General features: G+C 68.2%; 13 protein-coding genes. 9 read left to right on the top strand and 4 right to left on the bottom strand.

Annotated features, from left to right (window positions below; genetic code table 11):
- Positions 1-76 precede the first annotated feature (76 nt).
- Entirely contained in the window at positions 77-697 is a 621-nt protein-coding gene (locus BMW54_RS18110) for a response regulator (protein WP_090058970.1), read from the top strand.
- 96 nt (positions 698-793) lie between these two features.
- On the opposite strand, the gene BMW54_RS18105 is transcribed toward BMW54_RS18110, so the two are convergent.
- Entirely contained in the window at positions 794-1,291 is a 498-nt protein-coding gene (locus BMW54_RS18105; protein WP_090058967.1) for a hypothetical protein, read from the bottom strand.
- 175 nt (positions 1,292-1,466) lie between these two features.
- On the opposite strand from BMW54_RS18105, the gene BMW54_RS18100 reads away from it, so the two are divergent.
- From BMW54_RS18100 to bla, 3 genes are all read left to right on the top strand, one after another.
- A complete protein-coding gene (locus BMW54_RS18100; protein WP_090058966.1) occupies positions 1,467-3,680 on the top strand; it encodes a TonB-dependent receptor family protein in 2,214 nt (737 codons plus the stop codon).
- A 2-nt stretch (positions 3,681-3,682) separates the two neighbouring features.
- A complete protein-coding gene (locus BMW54_RS18095; RefSeq protein ID WP_090058963.1) occupies positions 3,683-4,759 on the top strand; it encodes a PepSY-associated TM helix domain-containing protein in 1,077 nt (358 codons plus the stop codon).
- A 118-nt stretch (positions 4,760-4,877) separates the two neighbouring features.
- Positions 4,878-5,672, top strand: a complete 795-nt coding sequence (bla, locus tag BMW54_RS18090) for a subclass B3 metallo-beta-lactamase (RefSeq protein ID WP_090058960.1) — start codon at positions 4,878-4,880, stop codon at positions 5,670-5,672.
- Positions 5,673-5,747: 75 nt separating this feature from the next.
- On the opposite strand, the gene BMW54_RS18085 is transcribed toward bla, so the two are convergent.
- Positions 5,748-6,638, bottom strand: a complete 891-nt coding sequence (locus BMW54_RS18085; RefSeq protein WP_090058958.1) for an acyltransferase — start codon at positions 6,636-6,638, stop codon at positions 5,748-5,750.
- Positions 6,639-6,707: 69 nt separating this feature from the next.
- On the bottom strand, positions 6,708-9,263 hold the full coding sequence (gene ligD, locus BMW54_RS18080; protein ID WP_090058957.1) for a DNA ligase D: 2,556 nt from the start codon (positions 9,261-9,263) through the stop codon (positions 6,708-6,710).
- Positions 9,264-9,440: 177 nt separating this feature from the next.
- Between ligD and BMW54_RS18075 the strand changes: the two genes are divergently transcribed.
- The 3 genes from BMW54_RS18075 (at position 9,441) to BMW54_RS18065 (ending at position 13,113) form a co-directional block, all read left to right on the top strand.
- On the top strand, positions 9,441-10,388 hold the full coding sequence (locus BMW54_RS18075) for a fimbrial protein (RefSeq protein ID WP_175472926.1): 948 nt from the start codon (positions 9,441-9,443) through the stop codon (positions 10,386-10,388).
- Between the two features lie 92 nt (positions 10,389-10,480).
- The gene (locus tag BMW54_RS18070; RefSeq protein ID WP_090058952.1) at positions 10,481-12,169 is read left to right on the top strand and encodes a copper resistance system multicopper oxidase; all 1,689 of its coding nucleotides are present in this window, start codon (positions 10,481-10,483) and stop codon (positions 12,167-12,169) included.
- Positions 12,169-13,113 (top strand): copper resistance protein B, encoded by a 945-nt coding sequence (locus BMW54_RS18065; protein WP_090058950.1) that lies wholly within the window; start codon positions 12,169-12,171, stop codon positions 13,111-13,113. The genes BMW54_RS18070 and BMW54_RS18065 overlap by 1 nt, the downstream gene beginning before the upstream one ends.
- Before the next feature lie 28 nt (positions 13,114-13,141).
- Here BMW54_RS18065 and BMW54_RS18060 read toward each other — a convergent pair whose 3' ends face one another.
- Positions 13,142-14,689, bottom strand: a complete 1,548-nt coding sequence (locus BMW54_RS18060; protein WP_090058948.1) for an MFS transporter — start codon at positions 14,687-14,689, stop codon at positions 13,142-13,144.
- 111 nt (positions 14,690-14,800) lie between these two features.
- Between BMW54_RS18060 and BMW54_RS18880 the strand changes: the two genes are divergently transcribed.
- Together BMW54_RS18880 and BMW54_RS18055 are read left to right on the top strand one after the other, a co-directional pair.
- Positions 14,801-14,938, top strand: a complete 138-nt coding sequence (locus tag BMW54_RS18880) for a hypothetical protein (protein ID WP_175472925.1) — start codon at positions 14,801-14,803, stop codon at positions 14,936-14,938.
- Positions 14,939-15,049: 111 nt separating this feature from the next.
- Complete coding sequence (locus tag BMW54_RS18055) at positions 15,050-16,516, top strand: alpha-L-fucosidase (RefSeq protein WP_217642679.1); 1,467 nt, start codon at positions 15,050-15,052, stop codon at positions 16,514-16,516.
- Positions 16,517-16,595 lie beyond the last annotated feature (79 nt).

Raw genomic sequence — 16,595 nt, 5'->3', positions numbered from 1 at the left:
GAGGGTACGTCCTTACACGCTTGTCGCCGAAAGATTGCGCGATACTCGTCCCTTTCGAGTTTCCCGACTGTGAACCATGGCGCCCATACGAATCCTGACCGTCGATGACCATCCCCTCCTCCGCGAGGGCATCGCGGCGGTACTCGAGGGCCATGACGGGCTGGAGCTCGTCGCCGAGGCCAGCACGGGCGAGGAAGCGATCGAACGCTACCGCGAGCATCTCCCCGACCTGACCCTGATGGACCTGCAGATGCCCGGCATGGGTGGCATCGCGGCCATCGAAGCGATCCGCTCGGAGTTTCCGGAGGCGCGGATCCTGGTGCTGACCACTTACCGTGGCGACGTGCAGGCCCTGCGCGCGTTCCGGGCCGGCGCGCAGGGTTACCTGCTCAAGAGCGAGCTGCGCAAGGACATGCTGGCGACCATCCACCAGATGATGGAAGGCAAGCGCCGCATTCCGGAGGAAATCGCGCAGGAGATGGCGGGCCACGCCGAGGACGACGAGCTGACCCCGCGCGAGACCCAGGTGCTCACCCACGTGGCTCGCGGCGAGGCCAACCGGGATGTCGCCGGGGCCCTCGGCATCGCCGAGGAGACCGTCAAGGCGCACATGAAGAGCATCCTGGCCAAGCTCCAGGCCAACGACCGGACGCACGCGGTGGCGATCGCGCTCCGGCGGGGGATCATTGAGCTCTGAGGCGCTAGCCGATACCTTTACCGCCGCCCCCCTACCGAAGGGTGGGAGCCGATCGCATCGGCGATCCCGCGGCAGCGGGCCGGTTCTCGACGGGGCTCAGGAAAGCGCCGTCGGCTGCTCGAACGGCATCGGCACGGCGCCGGTCGCGACGACCGCCCTATCGGCCTGATCTTCCGCCTCGCCGTCGGCATCGACCACCAGCAGGATGCGGCCCGACTCGATCGTTTCCTCGAATTTCTGCCGCACGGGATCGGGCGACGAGGCGCCCATGAGCGCGGCCGTCCATCCGCCCACCAGGGCACCAGCGGCGCCCACCGCGAACGCGCCCGCGATCGTGACGCCCAGCGGCGGGATCGCCATGGCCACCAGTCCGGCCAGCAGACCCGTGACGCCGCCCTCGGCCAGCCCGCGCACGGCGGCCGGCTTGAAGTCCGTATGTTCGTCCTTGTCCTTCTCCGGGATGCGGTCGAGTTCGATGTCCGACCGGGCGATGAGCGACAGGTCCTCGTCGGGAACGCCGGCCTGCCGCGCGGCGGCCATGGCCGCACGGGCGCTGGCGAGGTCGGGCGTGCTGTAGACACGTCGGGTTTTCATCGCGGCTCCTGAGGCTGAGGTCGCTCCGATGGTTCCGCCGCGTGGGTCGAACCGGTGTGACGGGACGATCAAGCGTGTCGCTCCCGACGGTTACGAATGAAACCGATCATGTAATTGCTCTGAGAATCATTCGCACTTACGATGGCCGCTTTTCGCCCGAGCAAAGGCCGCGTTCATGCCGTTCCGCCCCACCGCCCTCGCCTTCGCGCTGGCCGGCGTCCTCGCCGCCGCACACGCGCAGGCCCAGGACGCCGCCCCGCCGCCCGCCACCGAGCTGGAGGGCATGAAGGTCGTCGGCGACTGGCTGGGCGAGGCCTCGCGGAACGTCGTCGAAAACCATCCCGGCGCGCGTACCGTGGTCCGTCGCGAGCAACTGCGCGAGGCCGGGGCGATCAACCTCCGCGACGCGCTGCGCCGGATTCCGGGCGTGCAGGTGCAGGAGAGCAATGGCACGGGCGGCAGCGACGTCTCGCTGAACGTCGGCGTGCGCGGCCTGACCGCGCGACTCTCCCCTCGCTCGACGATCCTGCTGGACGGCGTTCCGCTCGCCGTCGCGCCGTACGGCCAGCCGCAGGTCTCGATGGCGCCGGTGGGCCTGGGCAACCTCCAGGCGGTGGACGTCGTGCGTGGCGGCGGTTCCGTGCGCTACGGGCCGCAGAACGTCGGTGGCATCATCAACTTCGTCACGCGCGACATCCCGCGGGACTTCGGCGGCAGCGCGGGCGTGCAGTTCCAGGGCGGCGAGCACGGCGGCATCCGGACGAATTCGAACGTCCTCGTCGGCGGCACCACGGCGAACGGCCTCGGCGTGGCGCTGCTGTACAACGGACTGCACGGCCCCGGCTTCCGTGAGCGCGAAGACAACGAGAGCATCGACGACCTCATGCTCAAGGCGAAGTACGCGATCACGAACGACGACACACTCACCGGCAGCATCCACCACTACGACGGCCAGGCGGGGATGCCGGGCGGCCTGAACCAGGCGGATTACGACGCCGACCCGTTCCAGTCGCGCCGCCCGTTCGACGATTTCCACGGTCGCCGCACCGACTACGTGCTGAAGTACAGCCATGTCGACGATCGCCGCAGCTTCGAGGTGCAGACGTACTATTCCGACAGCTTCCGCGGCAGCCACATCGAAACGATCACGGCGAACGCCAACGGTACGTATGCCCACCAGTTGATCGCCTATCCGCGCAACTACCACGTGTTCGCGATCGAGCCGCGCTATTCGCAGCTGTTCGACTGGGGCCAGGTGACGCACGAGATCGGCGTCGGCTACCGGTACACGAGCGAGGCGATGCACGAGCGCACGTTGCGCAACAACCGCTACGTCTCGAACCTGCCGTACACGCCCTACGACAGCTTCCCCTACGGCGGGCCGTACGTGCTATCCGGAGATAACACCGGTAGCAACGAGGCGCACGCCTTCTATCTCGACGACACGATCAACGCCGGCAACTGGACGATCACGCCCGGCATCCGCTACGAACGCATCGACAGCGAGTGGCAGGCGCATCCGGGCGGCACGGTGATCGTGCGTGGGCCGACGTCGCGCCAGAAGGATTACTCGAAGCCGTTGCCGTCGCTCAACGTGATCTATCACCTCGACGACGCGTGGAAGCTCTACGCGAACGCCGAAACCTCGTTCGGCTCGCTGCAGTACTTCCAGATCGGCCAGAAGGATTCGAACAATCGCTTCGCGGCGGGACTGAAGCCGGAGACGGCGCGCACGTACGAGATCGGCACGCGCTACGACACGAAGGCCTGGGGCGGCGAAGTCTCGCTGTTCCGCATCAACTTCGATCACGAGCTCCAGCTCGTGGGCCGCCTGCCGAACGTGCCCGACTCGTACGAAGGCTGGACGAGCCTCGGTGCCACGACGCACAAGGGCATCGAATCCGCCGGGCACGTCGACTTCGGCGCTTTCAGCGACGCGCTCGAGGGCCTCACGCTGTGGGGCACCGCGACGTACACGCACGCCTTCTACAAGCACGGCTCGTTCGCCGGTAAGGACCTGCCGTTCTACTCCCGCCGTACCGCGAATCTCGGTCTGCGCTACGGCATCGCGCAGTGGACGTTCAACCTCGATGCCTTTTCGCAGTCGCGCCAGCATTCGCCGGGCTCGCCCAGCTTCGATCCCGCGAACCCGACCGCGTACGTCACGGAGCCCTCGCCCGAGGGCGAACTCGGTGACATCCCCGGCTGGACGACGTGGAACGCGCGGGCGGAATACGCGTTCGGGCCCGCATACTCGAACCTCCGCCTCGGCCTCGGCGTGAAGAACCTCGCCGACAAACGCTATTTCACGCGCTCGACGGACAACAACGACGGCATCTACGTCGGCCAGCCGCGTACCTTCTTCGTCCAGGCCTCGGTGGACTTCTGAGCATGAGCCCGCACCCGCGCAGGTTTCGCAGCACGCTCAAGACCCTGCATCTCTGGCTGGGCCTGAGCCTCGGCCTCGTGCTGGCGCTGGTGACGCTGTCCGGCAGCGTGCTGCTGTTCGAACAGCCTCTGTTCGCGGCCGGCCACCCGGAACTGGCATCGCGACCGCTACCCGACCTGGCGACGCAGGGGCGTTCGCTGCGGGCGATCCTCGCCTCGGACGACGGCAAGGCGTTGCGGGGGCTCTCGCTGCCCGACGCGGAACTGCCGGTGTGGGAAGGCAACGAACGCGGCGGCAACCGCGTGTACTTCGATGCGACGACCGGCGAGCGTCTGCTGCGGCGGACGAAGTCGGGCGACGGGCTGCTGACCCTGCTCGACTGGCATACCCACCTGCTGTCCGGCGAAGTGGGCGAAACGGTGCTTGGCGTCGTCGCCTGCACCGGGCTCTTCATGCTGTTCTCGGGCGTGTGGCTCTACTGGCCGGGGCGCCAACGCGCGCTGCGGCACCTCAAGCCGCACACGAACCCGCCCATCCTGCGCTGGGCGAGCCTGCACCGGTTCGTCGGCGTCGTCGCCCTGCCCCTGCTCATCGTGATGATCGGCACCGGCACCACGATGGCGTACCGGGGCGCGGTGCGGAGCGGCCTGGCGTCGGCCTTCGGCGAACGCCCGCCCGCGCGACCGCCGAAGATCGCGCCTAGTGCCGCGCCGATCGACTGGCCCGCGGTGCTCGCCGCCGCGCAGGCGGCGGCGCCAGACGCCCGGCTCACGCGGGTGACGCTTCCCGCGAAGGACAACGGCACGGTGGTGCTGCGCATCCGGCGACCGGGCGAATGGAATCCCGCGGGACGCAGCTCGTTGTGGCTCGATCCGGCCACCGCGACGGTGATCGGTGGCGACGACGCGACGAAGCTCGGTCCCGGTGGACGTCTCGCCAACGCGCTCTTCCCGATCCACTCGGCGGCGATCGGCGGCCTGACGTGGCGTGTCGTGGCCTGCATCACCGGGCTGTTGCCGATGTTCCTTCTGGTGACCGGATTCCTGTTCTGGCGCGCGCGGCGCAGGCACAAGCGCTGAATCGGCGCCGACGCGCGCATCGGAACTCGCCGCAAGAACCCGTTCGCGCCATGGCGTCGCCACAACCGCGTCCCACGCGGCGTCCTATGCTCCCGACGCCAATGCCAAGGAGATCCGCATGCGCCGCACCCTGCTCGCCCTCGCCACCCTTATCGCCCTGCCCGCCGCCGCGGACACCAACCCGCTGTGGACGCAACCGGTCGCTCCGCATGCCATCTACGGCAACACGTACTTCGTGGGCATGAAGGGCCTCTCCGCGATCCTGGTGACCTCGCCGCAGGGGCATGTGCTCATCGACGCGCCGATGGAGGCCAACGCGGCCACGATCGAGGCGAACATCCGCAAGCTCGGCTTCCGCGTGGAGGACATCAAGGTGATCCTCAATTCCCACGCCCATTTCGATCATGCCGGCGGCATCGCGACGCTGGCGAAGGACAGCGGCGCGGTCGTGCGCGCCACCGCCGCCGGTGCGAAGGAGCTTCGCCTCGGTGGCGACGATCCGAGCGATCCGCAGCATGGCGAGGCGCCGCTGTTCGCGAAGGTGGATGCGAAAGGCGATGTCGCCGACGGTACCGTGGTGCGCGTGGGCCCGCTCGCGCTCACCGCGCACATCACGCCGGGCCACACGGCCGGTGGCACCGCCTGGACGTGGCGGTCGTGCGAGAACGGCGCGTGCAAGACCATCGCCTACGTCGACAGCCTGTTCGCGTTCTCGGCCGACGGGTATCGCTACAGCGACCACCCGGCGTTCGTCGCCGCGTACCGCAAGACGTTCGATCGCGTCGCCGCGTTGCCGTGCGACATCCTCGTCACGCCGCATCCGGAGCAGGGCGAAGGCAAGACGTGCGGGGAATACGCGGACGCCGGGCGCAAGCGACTCGACGAGAAGCTGGCCCAGGAAGCCGGGAAGTAACCCGGGTCACCGGCGCCGTGCCCGCTGCGGCGGGATGGCCGATACGATCGGCGCCCGCCTGCCGGTGGTGGGTGGCTAGGCGCCGAGCATCGCCCCGATGCGCGCATCCTTCTCCGCCCACAGTGCGTTGATCCACAGCTGGAAGCGCTCGCGGAACGCCGCGTCGTTCTCGTAATCGCCGCGCATGGCGGCGGGAATCGGCAGGCGACGGATGTGCATGCGCACCTCGCGGATACGGCCCGCGATCATGTCCATCATCGTGGCGGGGCCATCCGGATACACGATGGTCACGTCGAGGATCTGCCGGATCGCATCGCCCATCGCGTCGATCACGAAGGCGACGCCGCCGGCTTTCGGCTTGAGCAGGTGCGCGTAGGGCGATTGCTGCGCGTCGTGCTTGGCGCGCGTGAATCGCGTGCCCTCGGTGAAGTTCATCACCGAGACGGGCAGGTGGCGGAACTTCTCGCATGCGCGCCGCGTGGCGTCGCGATCCTTGCCGCGGAGTTCCGGCCGTGCCTCGAGCTGCTGGCGCGAGTGACGCTTCATGAAGGGGAAATCGAGCGCCCACCACGCGGGTCCGAGCAGCGGCACCCAGATCAGCTCGCTCTTGAGGAAGAAGCGCATGAACGGAATGCGGCGGTTGAACACCCGCTGCAGCGCGGGGATGTCGACCCAGCTCTGGTGGTTGCACACCACCAGATAATTCTCACGATACGAAAGTCCCTCGTCGCCTTCGACGATCCAGCGGGTTCTCGTGAACGCGCCGAACAGCCAGCCGTTGAAGCCGAGCCAGCTCTCCGCGATGCCCACCAGCATGGCGCCGATCGACCGGCGCACCGCCTGCACAGGCACCAGCAGGCGCAGCAGGGTCAGGGCGAACAGCGGCAGCACGTGCAGCACGGTGCTGACGATGAGCAGCAGGCAGGCGAGGGGGACGCGCAGGAAGGTCGGAAGCGAGGCGAACATGGGTAACGGGATGGGGAAGATGCACGGAGTCTACATGAGCCGCCCTCGACGCCCCGCACCGACGGGGCGTCAGTCCCCGAGCTTGTCCGCCACGGATGCCAGGTCCTGAACCACCGTGTCGATGCCTTCCCACGGATCGTTCCTGAGACGCGCCAGCCGCTTCGGCACACTGTGGATGTCGAAGGCGTTGCCGGATTTCACCTTGCCCAGTTCGTCCCAGCGCAGGGGCACGGCCACCGGTGCGCCTGGCCTTCCGCGCAACGAATAGGAAGCGACCGCCGTGGCACCGCGCCCGTTGCGCAGATAGTCCACATAGATCCTGCCGTTGCGGAAACGCTTCGTCGCCGTGGACACGAATTCCAGCGGATGCATGGCCGCCATGGCTTCCGCGAAGCCGCGCGCGAAGGTCTTGACCGCGTCCCATCCGGCGCCCGGGTTCAATGGCACGACCACGTGCAGGCCCTTGCCACCCGTCGTCCGCACGAAGGAGACGAGGCCCAGCTGGTCGAGCAGGCCGCGCACGAGCCGAGCGGCCGCGACGACGCGCGGCCAGGCCACGTCGTCGCCGGGATCGAGATCGAACACGACGCGGTCGGCGATGTCCGGCGAGGCGACGTGCGAGCCCCAGGGGTGGAATTCCACGGCGCCGAACTGCACGAGCTCGATGAGGCCGGCCTCGTTCCGCGGGTACAGGTACACCGCCTGCGCGCCGGTCTCTTCCTTGAGCTTCGCGGTGCCGACGTGGTCGAGTCCGGCCATCACGTGCTTCTGGAAGAAACACGGCGAACCGATGCCGCCCGGGCAGCGGATCGTCGACGTGGGCCGGTCCGCGATCGGCGGCAGGATCCATGGCATCACGGCGCGGTAGTAGTCCACGACCTGTTGCTTCGTGATGCCGTCGTCGGGGAACACGACGCGATCGGGATGCGTGATCACGACGTCCTCCGCGCGTCCGGCCGGCGCCGTGACGGCGGGCTCGGGGCGGCTCTTGCGCGCGGACTTCGCCGCTGGCGTCGCTCGGTCGGAATCGCGGAGGTCCTTCGGTGTCTTGTCGACGCGCAGCGTCTTCAGGCTCGGCTGGCGCAGCAGGTTCTTGTTGCCGATGCCGCGGTAGTAGACCTCCGCGACCGCGGTCGGCGGCACCCACAGGGCACCGCGCAGCGTGGGATCGATCGCGTCGATGCGCACGGTGGGCTTCTTCGAGCCGCCCTTCGCGAGGGTCTTGCCCAGGTCGCGCAGCATCTCGTCGGTGAATCCCGTGCCCACGCGCCCCACATAGGTCCAGCCACCGTCCGCATCGGGGCGCGCGAGCAGCAGCGACCCGAACGCGAGCCGCGACCCTTTCGCCGGCGTGTAGCCGACGACGGCGAACTCGTCGCTCTCGAGGCGCTTGATCTTCTGCCAGTCGTCACCGCGTCCGGGGTGGTACGGGCCGTCCGCCCGTTTCGAGATGATCCCTTCGAGCTTCTGTTCCATCGCCATGGCGAACACGTCGTCGCCATGGCCGACGGTGTGGGCGCTGTAGGAGAGATGGGCGGGGGCGTGCGCGAGGATCCGTTCGAGCAGCGCCTTGCGTTCGACGAGCGGCGCGCGCGTGAGATCGTAGCCTTCGAGATAGGGCACGTCGAAAAGCATGTACACGAGCGGTGCGTTGGCTTCGCCGGACAGCGTCTTCTGCAGCGCGTTGAAATCGCTCCGGCCTTGCGCGTCGAGCGCGATGAGTTCGCCGTCGAGTCGCAGGCTGTCGAAACCGAGGCGCTCGACCGCCTGCACGATCTCCGGAAGGCGTTCGTTCCACGGCAGCGCGTTGCGGGACCACAGGGACGCTTTGCCCTTGGCCACGCCCGTGAGGATGCGATACCCGTCCCACTTCACCTCGTGCAGCCACGCGTCGCCCTGCGGCGGCGACTCGCGCAGCTTCGCCAGCTGTGGGGCGAAGAACGCGGCATCGGGCTTCGCCTTGCGCGCGCCCTCCAGCGCGGCCGCCTGCTTCGCAAGCGTCGCGACGCTCACCTTCCGGCCCTTCGGCGGTGCCTTCCTGCGCGCGGTGGAGGCCTTCGCCGCCGCGCGCAGCGCCGGTGTCCTCGCGGCGCGGCGCGTGCTTTCTCGCATCTTCGCGTCCATCAGGTCATCGGCCTCGACATCGCCCGCGTATTCGTCGTCCACCTTGATGAGGAACCAGGCGGGCTGGCGCTCCTTCCTGCCGCTGCGCACGAGATGCCAGCTGCCTTTCAACCGCTCGCCGAACAGCTCGAACGCGAGATGACCCTTGGCGATCTGCGCCTCCGCATCGCCGCGAGTGGCCCAGACGCCTTTGTCGAAGAGGTCGACGTGGCCCTTGCCGTAACCTTCATCGATATCGCCTTCGAAGGTCGCGTAAGAGACCGGATGATCCTCGACCTCGACGGCGAGTCGCTTCACCTTGGGATCGTAGCTCGGCCCCTTCGGTACCGCCCAGCTACGCAGCACGTCGCCCACCTGGAGGCGGAAATCGAAGTGACGCCGGGACGCGTGATGCAACTGCACGACGAAGATCGAGCGCCCGCCGGTGCCCGCGGAATCCTCGGGCGCCGGCTCGCGCGTCTTGCGGAAGTCGCGCTTGCGTCGGTAGTCCTGAAGGGTCATGCCTGATGGTTCGCCGTGGCGCGTGAACGCGCTGTCGAAAACACCGACGGCGCGTCATCCGCTTTTGCGAAAGATCGTATGGAACGCGTGGTCGCGCCTGCGGACCATGGCTCCTCCGGCCCGCGACGGCCTGGTCGCCCCGGAACCATCCCCACCCCCGCACAAAGGTACCGCAACATGTCGATCCGTCTCGTCGGACTATCCTCGTCCCTGCTCTTCCTCGCCGTGCTTTCCCCCGCGGCGTACGCAGGCTGCACCAGCTACGCGTCGCAAGGCAGTGCGCAACACCTCTCGTTCGGCACGGTGAAGGTGCCTCGCGACGCCCCGGTGGGAAAGGTGCTCGCCGAGACCACCACCGTCGCCTGGACAGGCGGTAGCGGCAAGTGCTCCAGTCCACGGCGCACCGCGGCCCTCGGCATCTTCAGCAAGCCGAGCGCGATCGGAAACAAGACCTACGAGACGAACATTCCTGGTATCGGCATCCGCCTTTTCCATTACGGGTTCGGGGACAACAACAATCCCGTGCCGGACGATTTCCAGTACGGCTGGAACTTCAGTGCGCAGGTCATCAGGGGGCACTTCCGCGCGCAGCTGGTGAAGACCGCGGAGAAGGTCGGGTCCGGCGACCTGACGACCGGTACCGTCGCGCAGGCGGGATTCGATGGTCATCGGCAGATATGGGCGGACCTCGTCAACACGCAGATCGTGCCAGAGAAGCCCACGTGCGCCTTCGCCGCGAAGCAGGTTCGCTTCGACCTCGGCCAGATCGACGGCAGCATGCTCCTGTCCCAGGGATACAGCGCATGGGCGAACCAGTCGTTGGTGACGACGGGATGCACCGGCGCCACGGAGATGTTGCTGACGTTCGCCGGCGCGGCCGACGAATCCGCACCATCGCTGTTCCGTCTCGACAACAAGGGCGCGGGCGCCGCGGGCGGCGTCGCCGTGGAATTGCGTAGCGTTCAGCCGGATGAACAGGCACTACCCAATGCCGCGCCGATGGCGCTCCCGACGACCGACGAAGGACGCGCTTACGGATTCCGGGCCCGCTACCGGAGCACCGGTGAGGCGATCACGCCCGGAATCGCCAACGCGAGTGTCACCGTCAACGTCGCGTATCGTTGAGTCCGGCGAAGCACGTGGAGCCTGCTCCAGAGTTGTCGGAGGTGGGATATCCCGGCTAACGTCGCCGCTTGTCTCCTTGCAGCGACCGCCGCATGTCCGCCTCCGACGACTCACGCATCCGTGGCTCCCGCCGACGTTTCGTCCAGGGTCTCGCCGTCGCGGGTATCGCCGCGGGCGCGGGAATCCGCGCGGATTTCGCCATGGCATCCATGCCATCGGCCGGGGAACTTCGCGGTCCGGACGTCGATCTGCGTATCGGCCAGGCCACGGTCGATTTCACGGGCCGTAGCCGTCAGGCCGTCACGGTCGGTGGTAGCGTGCCGGGGCCGACGCTGCGATTCCGCGAAGGCGACGTCGCGACGATCCGGGTGCGCAACACGCTCGATACGACGTCGTCGATCCACTGGCACGGCCTCATCGTGCCCGCCGATCAGGATGGCGTACCGGGTCTGAGCTTCCCGGGCATTCCCGCGCGCGGCGAATACACCTACCGATTCACCCTGCGGCAGTCGGGCACGTATTGGTACCACGCGCACAGCCGGTTCCAGGAACAGAGCGGACTGTACGGCGCGATCGTCGTCGAGCCGCGCGACGGGGAGCGCTATCCGGCCGACCGTGAACACGTGCTGCTGTTCAGCGACTGGAGCGACGAAGACCCGGAGCGCATCTACGCGCGGCTGCGCACACGCAGCGACACATACAACTATGGACAGCCGACGTTGCCGGATTTCCTGCGCGACGCACGCGCGAAGGGCTTCGGGGACGCGCTCGCGATGCGGCGCATGTGGAACCGCATGCGCATGAACCCGACCGATCTCGCCGATATTTCGGCCGCCACGTACACCTATCTGGTCAATGGCGTGACGCCCTCGGGAAACTGGAGCGGGCGGTTCGCTCCGGGCGAACGTGTGCGCCTCCGCCTGATCAACGGCTCGTCGAATTCGATCTTCGACCTGCGCATTCCCGGCCTGCGTCTCCGCGTGGTCGCGGCGGACGGGCAGGATGTCGAGCCGGTGGACGTCGACGAGCTGCGCATGTCGGCAGGCGAAACCTACGACGTGCTGGTGGAGCCGGGCGAGGATCGCGCCTACACCGTCTTCGCCCAGTCGATCGACCGCTCGGGCTACGCCCGTGCGACGCTGGCACCGCGCGCCGGCATGTCGGCCGCCGTACCCGCGCTCGACCCGCGTCCGCGGCTGTCGATGCGCGACATGATGGGTTCGATGGCCGACGACGCCGGGCACGACGATGGCCCCATGGTGATGGCGAACCATGCGCGCACCGAATACGGGGCCGGGACGGACATGCGCGTCGACATGCCGCGCACCAATCTCGACGACCCGGGCGTGGGCCTGCGCGGGCGTATCCATCGCGTGCTCGCGTACGCCGACCTGCGCACCGTCGGCGGTCCGCTCGATACGCGCCCCCCGGGTCGCACGATCGAGCTGCATCTTACGGGCAACATGGAGCGCTTCGCCTGGTCGTTCGACGGTGTGAAGTACTCGGCGTCCACGCCCGTGCATTTCCGTCGTGGCGAGCGTCTCCGCATGCGCCTCGTCAACGACACGATGATGAACCATCCGATCCATCTCCACGGCATGTGGAGCGAGATCGAATCGCCCGACGGCGCGTTCCAGGTACGCAAGCACACGGTCAACGTGCAGCCCGCGCAGCAGGTGACGTACGCCGTCACCGCCGACAACCCCGGAAGCTGGGCGTTCCACTGCCACATGCTCTTCCACATGGAGGCGGGCATGTTCCGCGAGGTGGTGGTCTCGTGATGCGCCGGTTCGCGTTGCTGGTCGCGCTCGCGGTGCCGTCGGCGGCGTTCGCGCAGTCGATGGAAGGCATGGATCACGGCGCCATGCATCATCCCGCGGCGACCGACGCCGCGGCCACGCCCACGTCGTCCGATCCCCGTGCGGATCACGGCATGGTCCCGGCGATGAATCACGACGGCGGCCACGACATGGGCGCGATGCGGATGGGCCCGATGCAGGGCGGAAGCGCGCCGGCGGATGCGCGCAGCCCGGACTGGTCGGACGGCGTACCCGCGTCGTCGATGCACGGCATGGCCATGCACGACATGGACGATACGGCGTCGGTCGGAACGCTGCTGCTCGATCGGCTGGAAAGCTACTCGGGACAGGGCGGTCACGGGCAGTCGTGGGAGCTCGACGGCTGGTACGGCAACGACACCGACAAGCTCTGGCTGCGAAGCGAAGGGGAGCGGGAAGATCGCCGCGCCCACGACGCCGACGTCGAGCTCTTCTGGAGTCACGCGGTCGCAACCTTCTGGGACACACAGCTCGGTCTGCGTCGCGACGTCGGCGAGGGAGGAGGGCGCACCTGGGCCGCCTTCGGCCTCCAGGGTCTCGCGCCCTACTGGTTCGAGGTGGAGGCGACCGCGTACGCGGCGGAGGGCGGCCGTACCGCCGCGCGCCTGCGCGTGGAATACGAGCTGCTGCTGACCCAGCGGCTCATTCTGCAGCCCGAGCTGGAATTCAACGCGTACGGCAAGGACGACGATCGACGCGGCATCCGGTCCGGACTGTCGAACGTCGAAGGTGGCCTGCGCTTGCGCTACGAGATACGGCGCGGCTTCGCGCCCTACGTCGGCGTCGCGTGGGAACATCTGGCTGGAGGCACTGCGGATCTCGCGAGCGAACAGGGTCGCCGCATCACCGACCGGCGTTGGGTCGCGGGACTGCGCCTGCAGTACTGAGGCGAGCTCCGTCGAGCGCCGGCGCGTGTCAGCCCGGCCTGGCGGTTCCCCGCCCCAGCAGCAGTGCCGTCACCACCGACGACACGACGGCCAGTCCCGCGGACAGCAGCATCACCGCACGGAAGCCCGCCACGAACGCCTCGTGGATCGCATCGCGCGCCGCGGCATCGTCCACCACGATGCCGGCGAGCTTCGCCTTCTGCATCGCGATCTCGTGCATGACGTCGCCGGGTAGCGCGAGAGGGGCGAGTCGCGCCTGCAGGGCGACGTCGAAGACCTGGGTCATCACGACGCCGAACACCGCGATGGCGAGCAGGCCCGCGGTGCGCGACACCGCGTTGTTCACGCCCGACGCCGTGCCCGCGAGGCTGGGCGGAAGCGCGTTCATCACGGTCGTGGTCAGCGGGGCGACCACGATGCTCATGCCCAGGCCGAGCACGCAACTCGCGGGAAAGAACGTCGTCCAGTAGCTGCCACCGACGCCCGGTAGCGCATACAGCGCGAAACCCGCCGCGGCGACGAGCGGACCGACGATGAGGGGCAGGCGCGCGCCCACGCGGTCGACGAGCTGCCCCGTGATCCGCGAGAGCGCGAACATGATGACGATGAAGGGCAGCAACGATGCGCCCGCGCCCGTGGCACCGTAGCCCTGCACCTGGATGAGGTTCAGCGGAACGAAGAACAGGCTGCCGCCGAGCGCCGCGTAAAGCAGCAGCGTCAGCGCGTTCGCGGCGGCGAAGTCGCGATGGCGGAACAACGACAGCGGCAGCATCGGCGCCGCGGCACGCCGTTCGACGAGGACGAAGGCGACGAGGCCGGCGATGCCGATCGCCGCGGCCGCCAGCACGGCCGGCGCGGACCAGCCGAGCAGTGGGGCTTCGATCAGCGCATAGACCACGCCCGTCAGCCCAAGCGTCGCGAGCAGGGCCCCGCCGATGTCGAGCCTGCCCGCGACCTCGCCGCCGCGACTTTCCGGCACGCGCCAATAACAGATGGCGAGCAGCGCCACGCCGAGCGGCAGGTTGATCAGGAACGCCCAGTGCCAGGACACGTACTCGACGAGGTAACCGCCCAGGACCGGCCCCGCCGCCGCGGTGATGCCGCTGAACGCCGACCACGTGCCGATCGCGGCACCGCGGCGCTCCTTCGGGTACGCGCTGCTGATCAGCGCGAGGCTACCGGGAACGAGCAGGGCCGCGCCAAGGCCCTGCAGCGCGCGGGCCGCGATCAGCGCATCGATGCCGGGCGAGAGCGCGCAGCACAGCGACGCGAACGTGAAGATCGCGGTGCCGAGGACGAACACGCGGCGTCGGCCGAAACGATCGCCAAGCACGCCGCCGACCAGCAGCAGCGCGGAGAGCAGCAGCGCGTACGCCTCCATCACCCATTGCGCATCGGCGGTCGTGGCGTCCAGCGCCTGCTGGATGGCGGGAAGGGCGACGTTGACGATGGTGCCGTCGACGAACGCCATGCCCGAGCCGACGATGGCCGCCACCAGCGTCCAGCGCTGGGCGGACGGACTGCACGCGACGACGTCGGAGGAGTTTGCGAGGGGCGGGGCATCGGAGGGGCGCATGGTCGACGAGCCTACGCCTTCGCGACGCCGCGTGCCTTGGTCCTGTCACCCGACATGACGTGCCCTGAACGCAACGCGGTGTATCCGTATCCGCACCGGAGGAGACCGACCATGAACCAGCGCGAGCCGTACGACGACCCGACCACCAACTCGGGCGACCCGACCCATGGACAGCCACCGGGGCCCGAGGAACCGGTCACGACGGGCTCGGGCGACCCGCAGCACCGCATGCCGCAGGACGACGAATAACCGATGGTTGGAGCGCACCTGGGCGCGATGCTCCGGGATGTGATGCCGTCGCGTTGACAAGCCACGCCCCCGCCGCGACAGTCGGGGATCGCACACCAAGGGAGCGGTCCATTGAATCGACGCGATTTCGCGAAGGCGCTGGCGGTGGCCGGCGCGCTCGGCGGCGGCATGACGACGATCGGACGGGCGATGGCGTCCCCGGTTGCCTCACGCTCCGAGGGGTCACACACCGTCGTGGACCCGCAGCGCCTCCTCGAACGGCAGCAGGCCTTCCTCGACATGCGCTTCGGCATGTTCATCCATCTGAACATGGCGACGTTCGAGGAGCGCGAATGGGGCGATCCGACGCTCTCGCCGAAGCTGTTCGATCCGAAGCACCTGGACACCGACCAATGGGCGCGCGCGGCGAAGAGCGCGAACATGGGCTATGCGTGCCTGACGACGAAGCATCACGACGGCTTCTGCCTGTGGCCGACGAAGACGTCGAGCGCCAACGTCATGCAGTCGTCGTATCCGCATGACGTCGTGCGGCGCTACGTCGATTCGTTCCGCAAGGCCGGCCTTGGCGTCTGCCTGTACTTCTCGATCCTCGACCTGCGCCAGGACATCCGCGCGCGCACCGTCACGCCGGAGAAGATCGCGCTGATCAAGGCGCAGATCACCGAGCTGCTCACGAACTACGGACCGCTGACGGCGCTGATCCTCGATGGCTGGAACGCCTCCTGGTCGCGCATCTCGTACGCGGAGCTGGCGTACCGCGAGATCTACGACCTCGTCAAAACGCTGCAGCCCGATTGCCTGCTCACCGATCACAACGCGGGCAGCTATCCCGGCACCGCCCTGTACTACACGGACATCAAGCAGTACGAGCAGCATGCGGGTCAGAAGATTCCGCCGGACAGCCCCGTGCCGTCGCAGTCGGGCACCACGCTGCAGAGCGACTGGTTCTGGAAGAAGGCCTACCCGACGGCCGAGCTCGCCTCGGCGAAGACCATCGTCGAGGAGTGGCTGAAGCCGTTCAACGACAACCACTGCAACCTGATCCTCAACGTCGCGCCCAACCGCGGCGGCCGCTTCGACGACAACGCCGTGGCCCGGCTGGCGGAGATCGGGCGCCTGTGGAAGAACCCCGGTCCCGCGCCGAAGATCGCGCGCTCGGTGACCGTCACCACTCCCGACCTCGCGGCGGGGCGGCCCGCCTGGGCCAGCGCGAGCGACGAGGCGGTCGGGCCCGACCAGGCCTTCGACGACGATTTCCGCAGCTACTGGCTCGCGGATCGCGGCAAGGAGGATGCGTGGATCGAGGTGCGCTTCGACGCGCCGGTGTCGTTCAACACGCTGTCCATCGTCGAGCCGCTGCATGCCGAGGGTTACGGGGATGCGAGCCGCATCGCCACCTACAGGGTCGAGGTCGAGCGCGACGGTGCCTGGGTGACGCTGGTATCGGGAACGAAGCCGGCGCATTACCAGTTCCATGAAATTCCGCGCACGACGGCGAAACGCGTGCGGCTGTCGGTGACGGGCAAGCAGCCCGGCGTCACCGAGTTCGGGATCTACGACGAACCGAGGAAAGGCTGAGGAGGACGGCGAGGGCGGACCAACGCCCTCGTCACGCCTTTAAAACCAAGGGTTTGCCACCATCTTAGGGGGAAAGTGC

Source organism: Luteibacter sp. 329MFSha, assembly GCF_900111665.1.
Taxonomy (GTDB): domain Bacteria; phylum Pseudomonadota; class Gammaproteobacteria; order Xanthomonadales; family Rhodanobacteraceae; genus Luteibacter.
The sequence above is the reverse complement of the archived record's forward strand: the minus strand, read 5'-3'. Positions and strand labels throughout refer to the sequence as shown.

Bases quoted from the DNA above. Each gene is read 5' to 3' on its own strand.
- BMW54_RS18110 (WP_090058970.1), top strand. From the start codon at position 77: ATGGCGCCCATACGAATCCTGACCGTCGATGACCATCCCCTCCTCCGC.
- BMW54_RS18105 (WP_090058967.1), bottom strand. From the start codon at position 1,291: ATGAAAACCCGACGTGTCTACAGCACGCCCGACCTCGCCAGCGCCCGT.
- BMW54_RS18100 (WP_090058966.1), top strand. From the start codon at position 1,467: ATGCCGTTCCGCCCCACCGCCCTCGCCTTCGCGCTGGCCGGCGTCCTC.
- BMW54_RS18095 (WP_090058963.1), top strand. From the start codon at position 3,683: ATGAGCCCGCACCCGCGCAGGTTTCGCAGCACGCTCAAGACCCTGCAT.
- bla (WP_090058960.1), top strand. From the start codon at position 4,878: ATGCGCCGCACCCTGCTCGCCCTCGCCACCCTTATCGCCCTGCCCGCC.
- BMW54_RS18085 (WP_090058958.1), bottom strand. From the start codon at position 6,638: ATGTTCGCCTCGCTTCCGACCTTCCTGCGCGTCCCCCTCGCCTGCCTG.
- ligD (WP_090058957.1), bottom strand. From the start codon at position 9,263: ATGACCCTTCAGGACTACCGACGCAAGCGCGACTTCCGCAAGACGCGC.
- BMW54_RS18075 (WP_175472926.1), top strand. From the start codon at position 9,441: ATGTCGATCCGTCTCGTCGGACTATCCTCGTCCCTGCTCTTCCTCGCC.
- BMW54_RS18070 (WP_090058952.1), top strand. From the start codon at position 10,481: ATGTCCGCCTCCGACGACTCACGCATCCGTGGCTCCCGCCGACGTTTC.
- BMW54_RS18065 (WP_090058950.1), top strand. From the start codon at position 12,169: ATGCGCCGGTTCGCGTTGCTGGTCGCGCTCGCGGTGCCGTCGGCGGCG.
- BMW54_RS18060 (WP_090058948.1), bottom strand. From the start codon at position 14,689: ATGCGCCCCTCCGATGCCCCGCCCCTCGCAAACTCCTCCGACGTCGTC.
- BMW54_RS18880 (WP_175472925.1), top strand. From the start codon at position 14,801: ATGAACCAGCGCGAGCCGTACGACGACCCGACCACCAACTCGGGCGAC.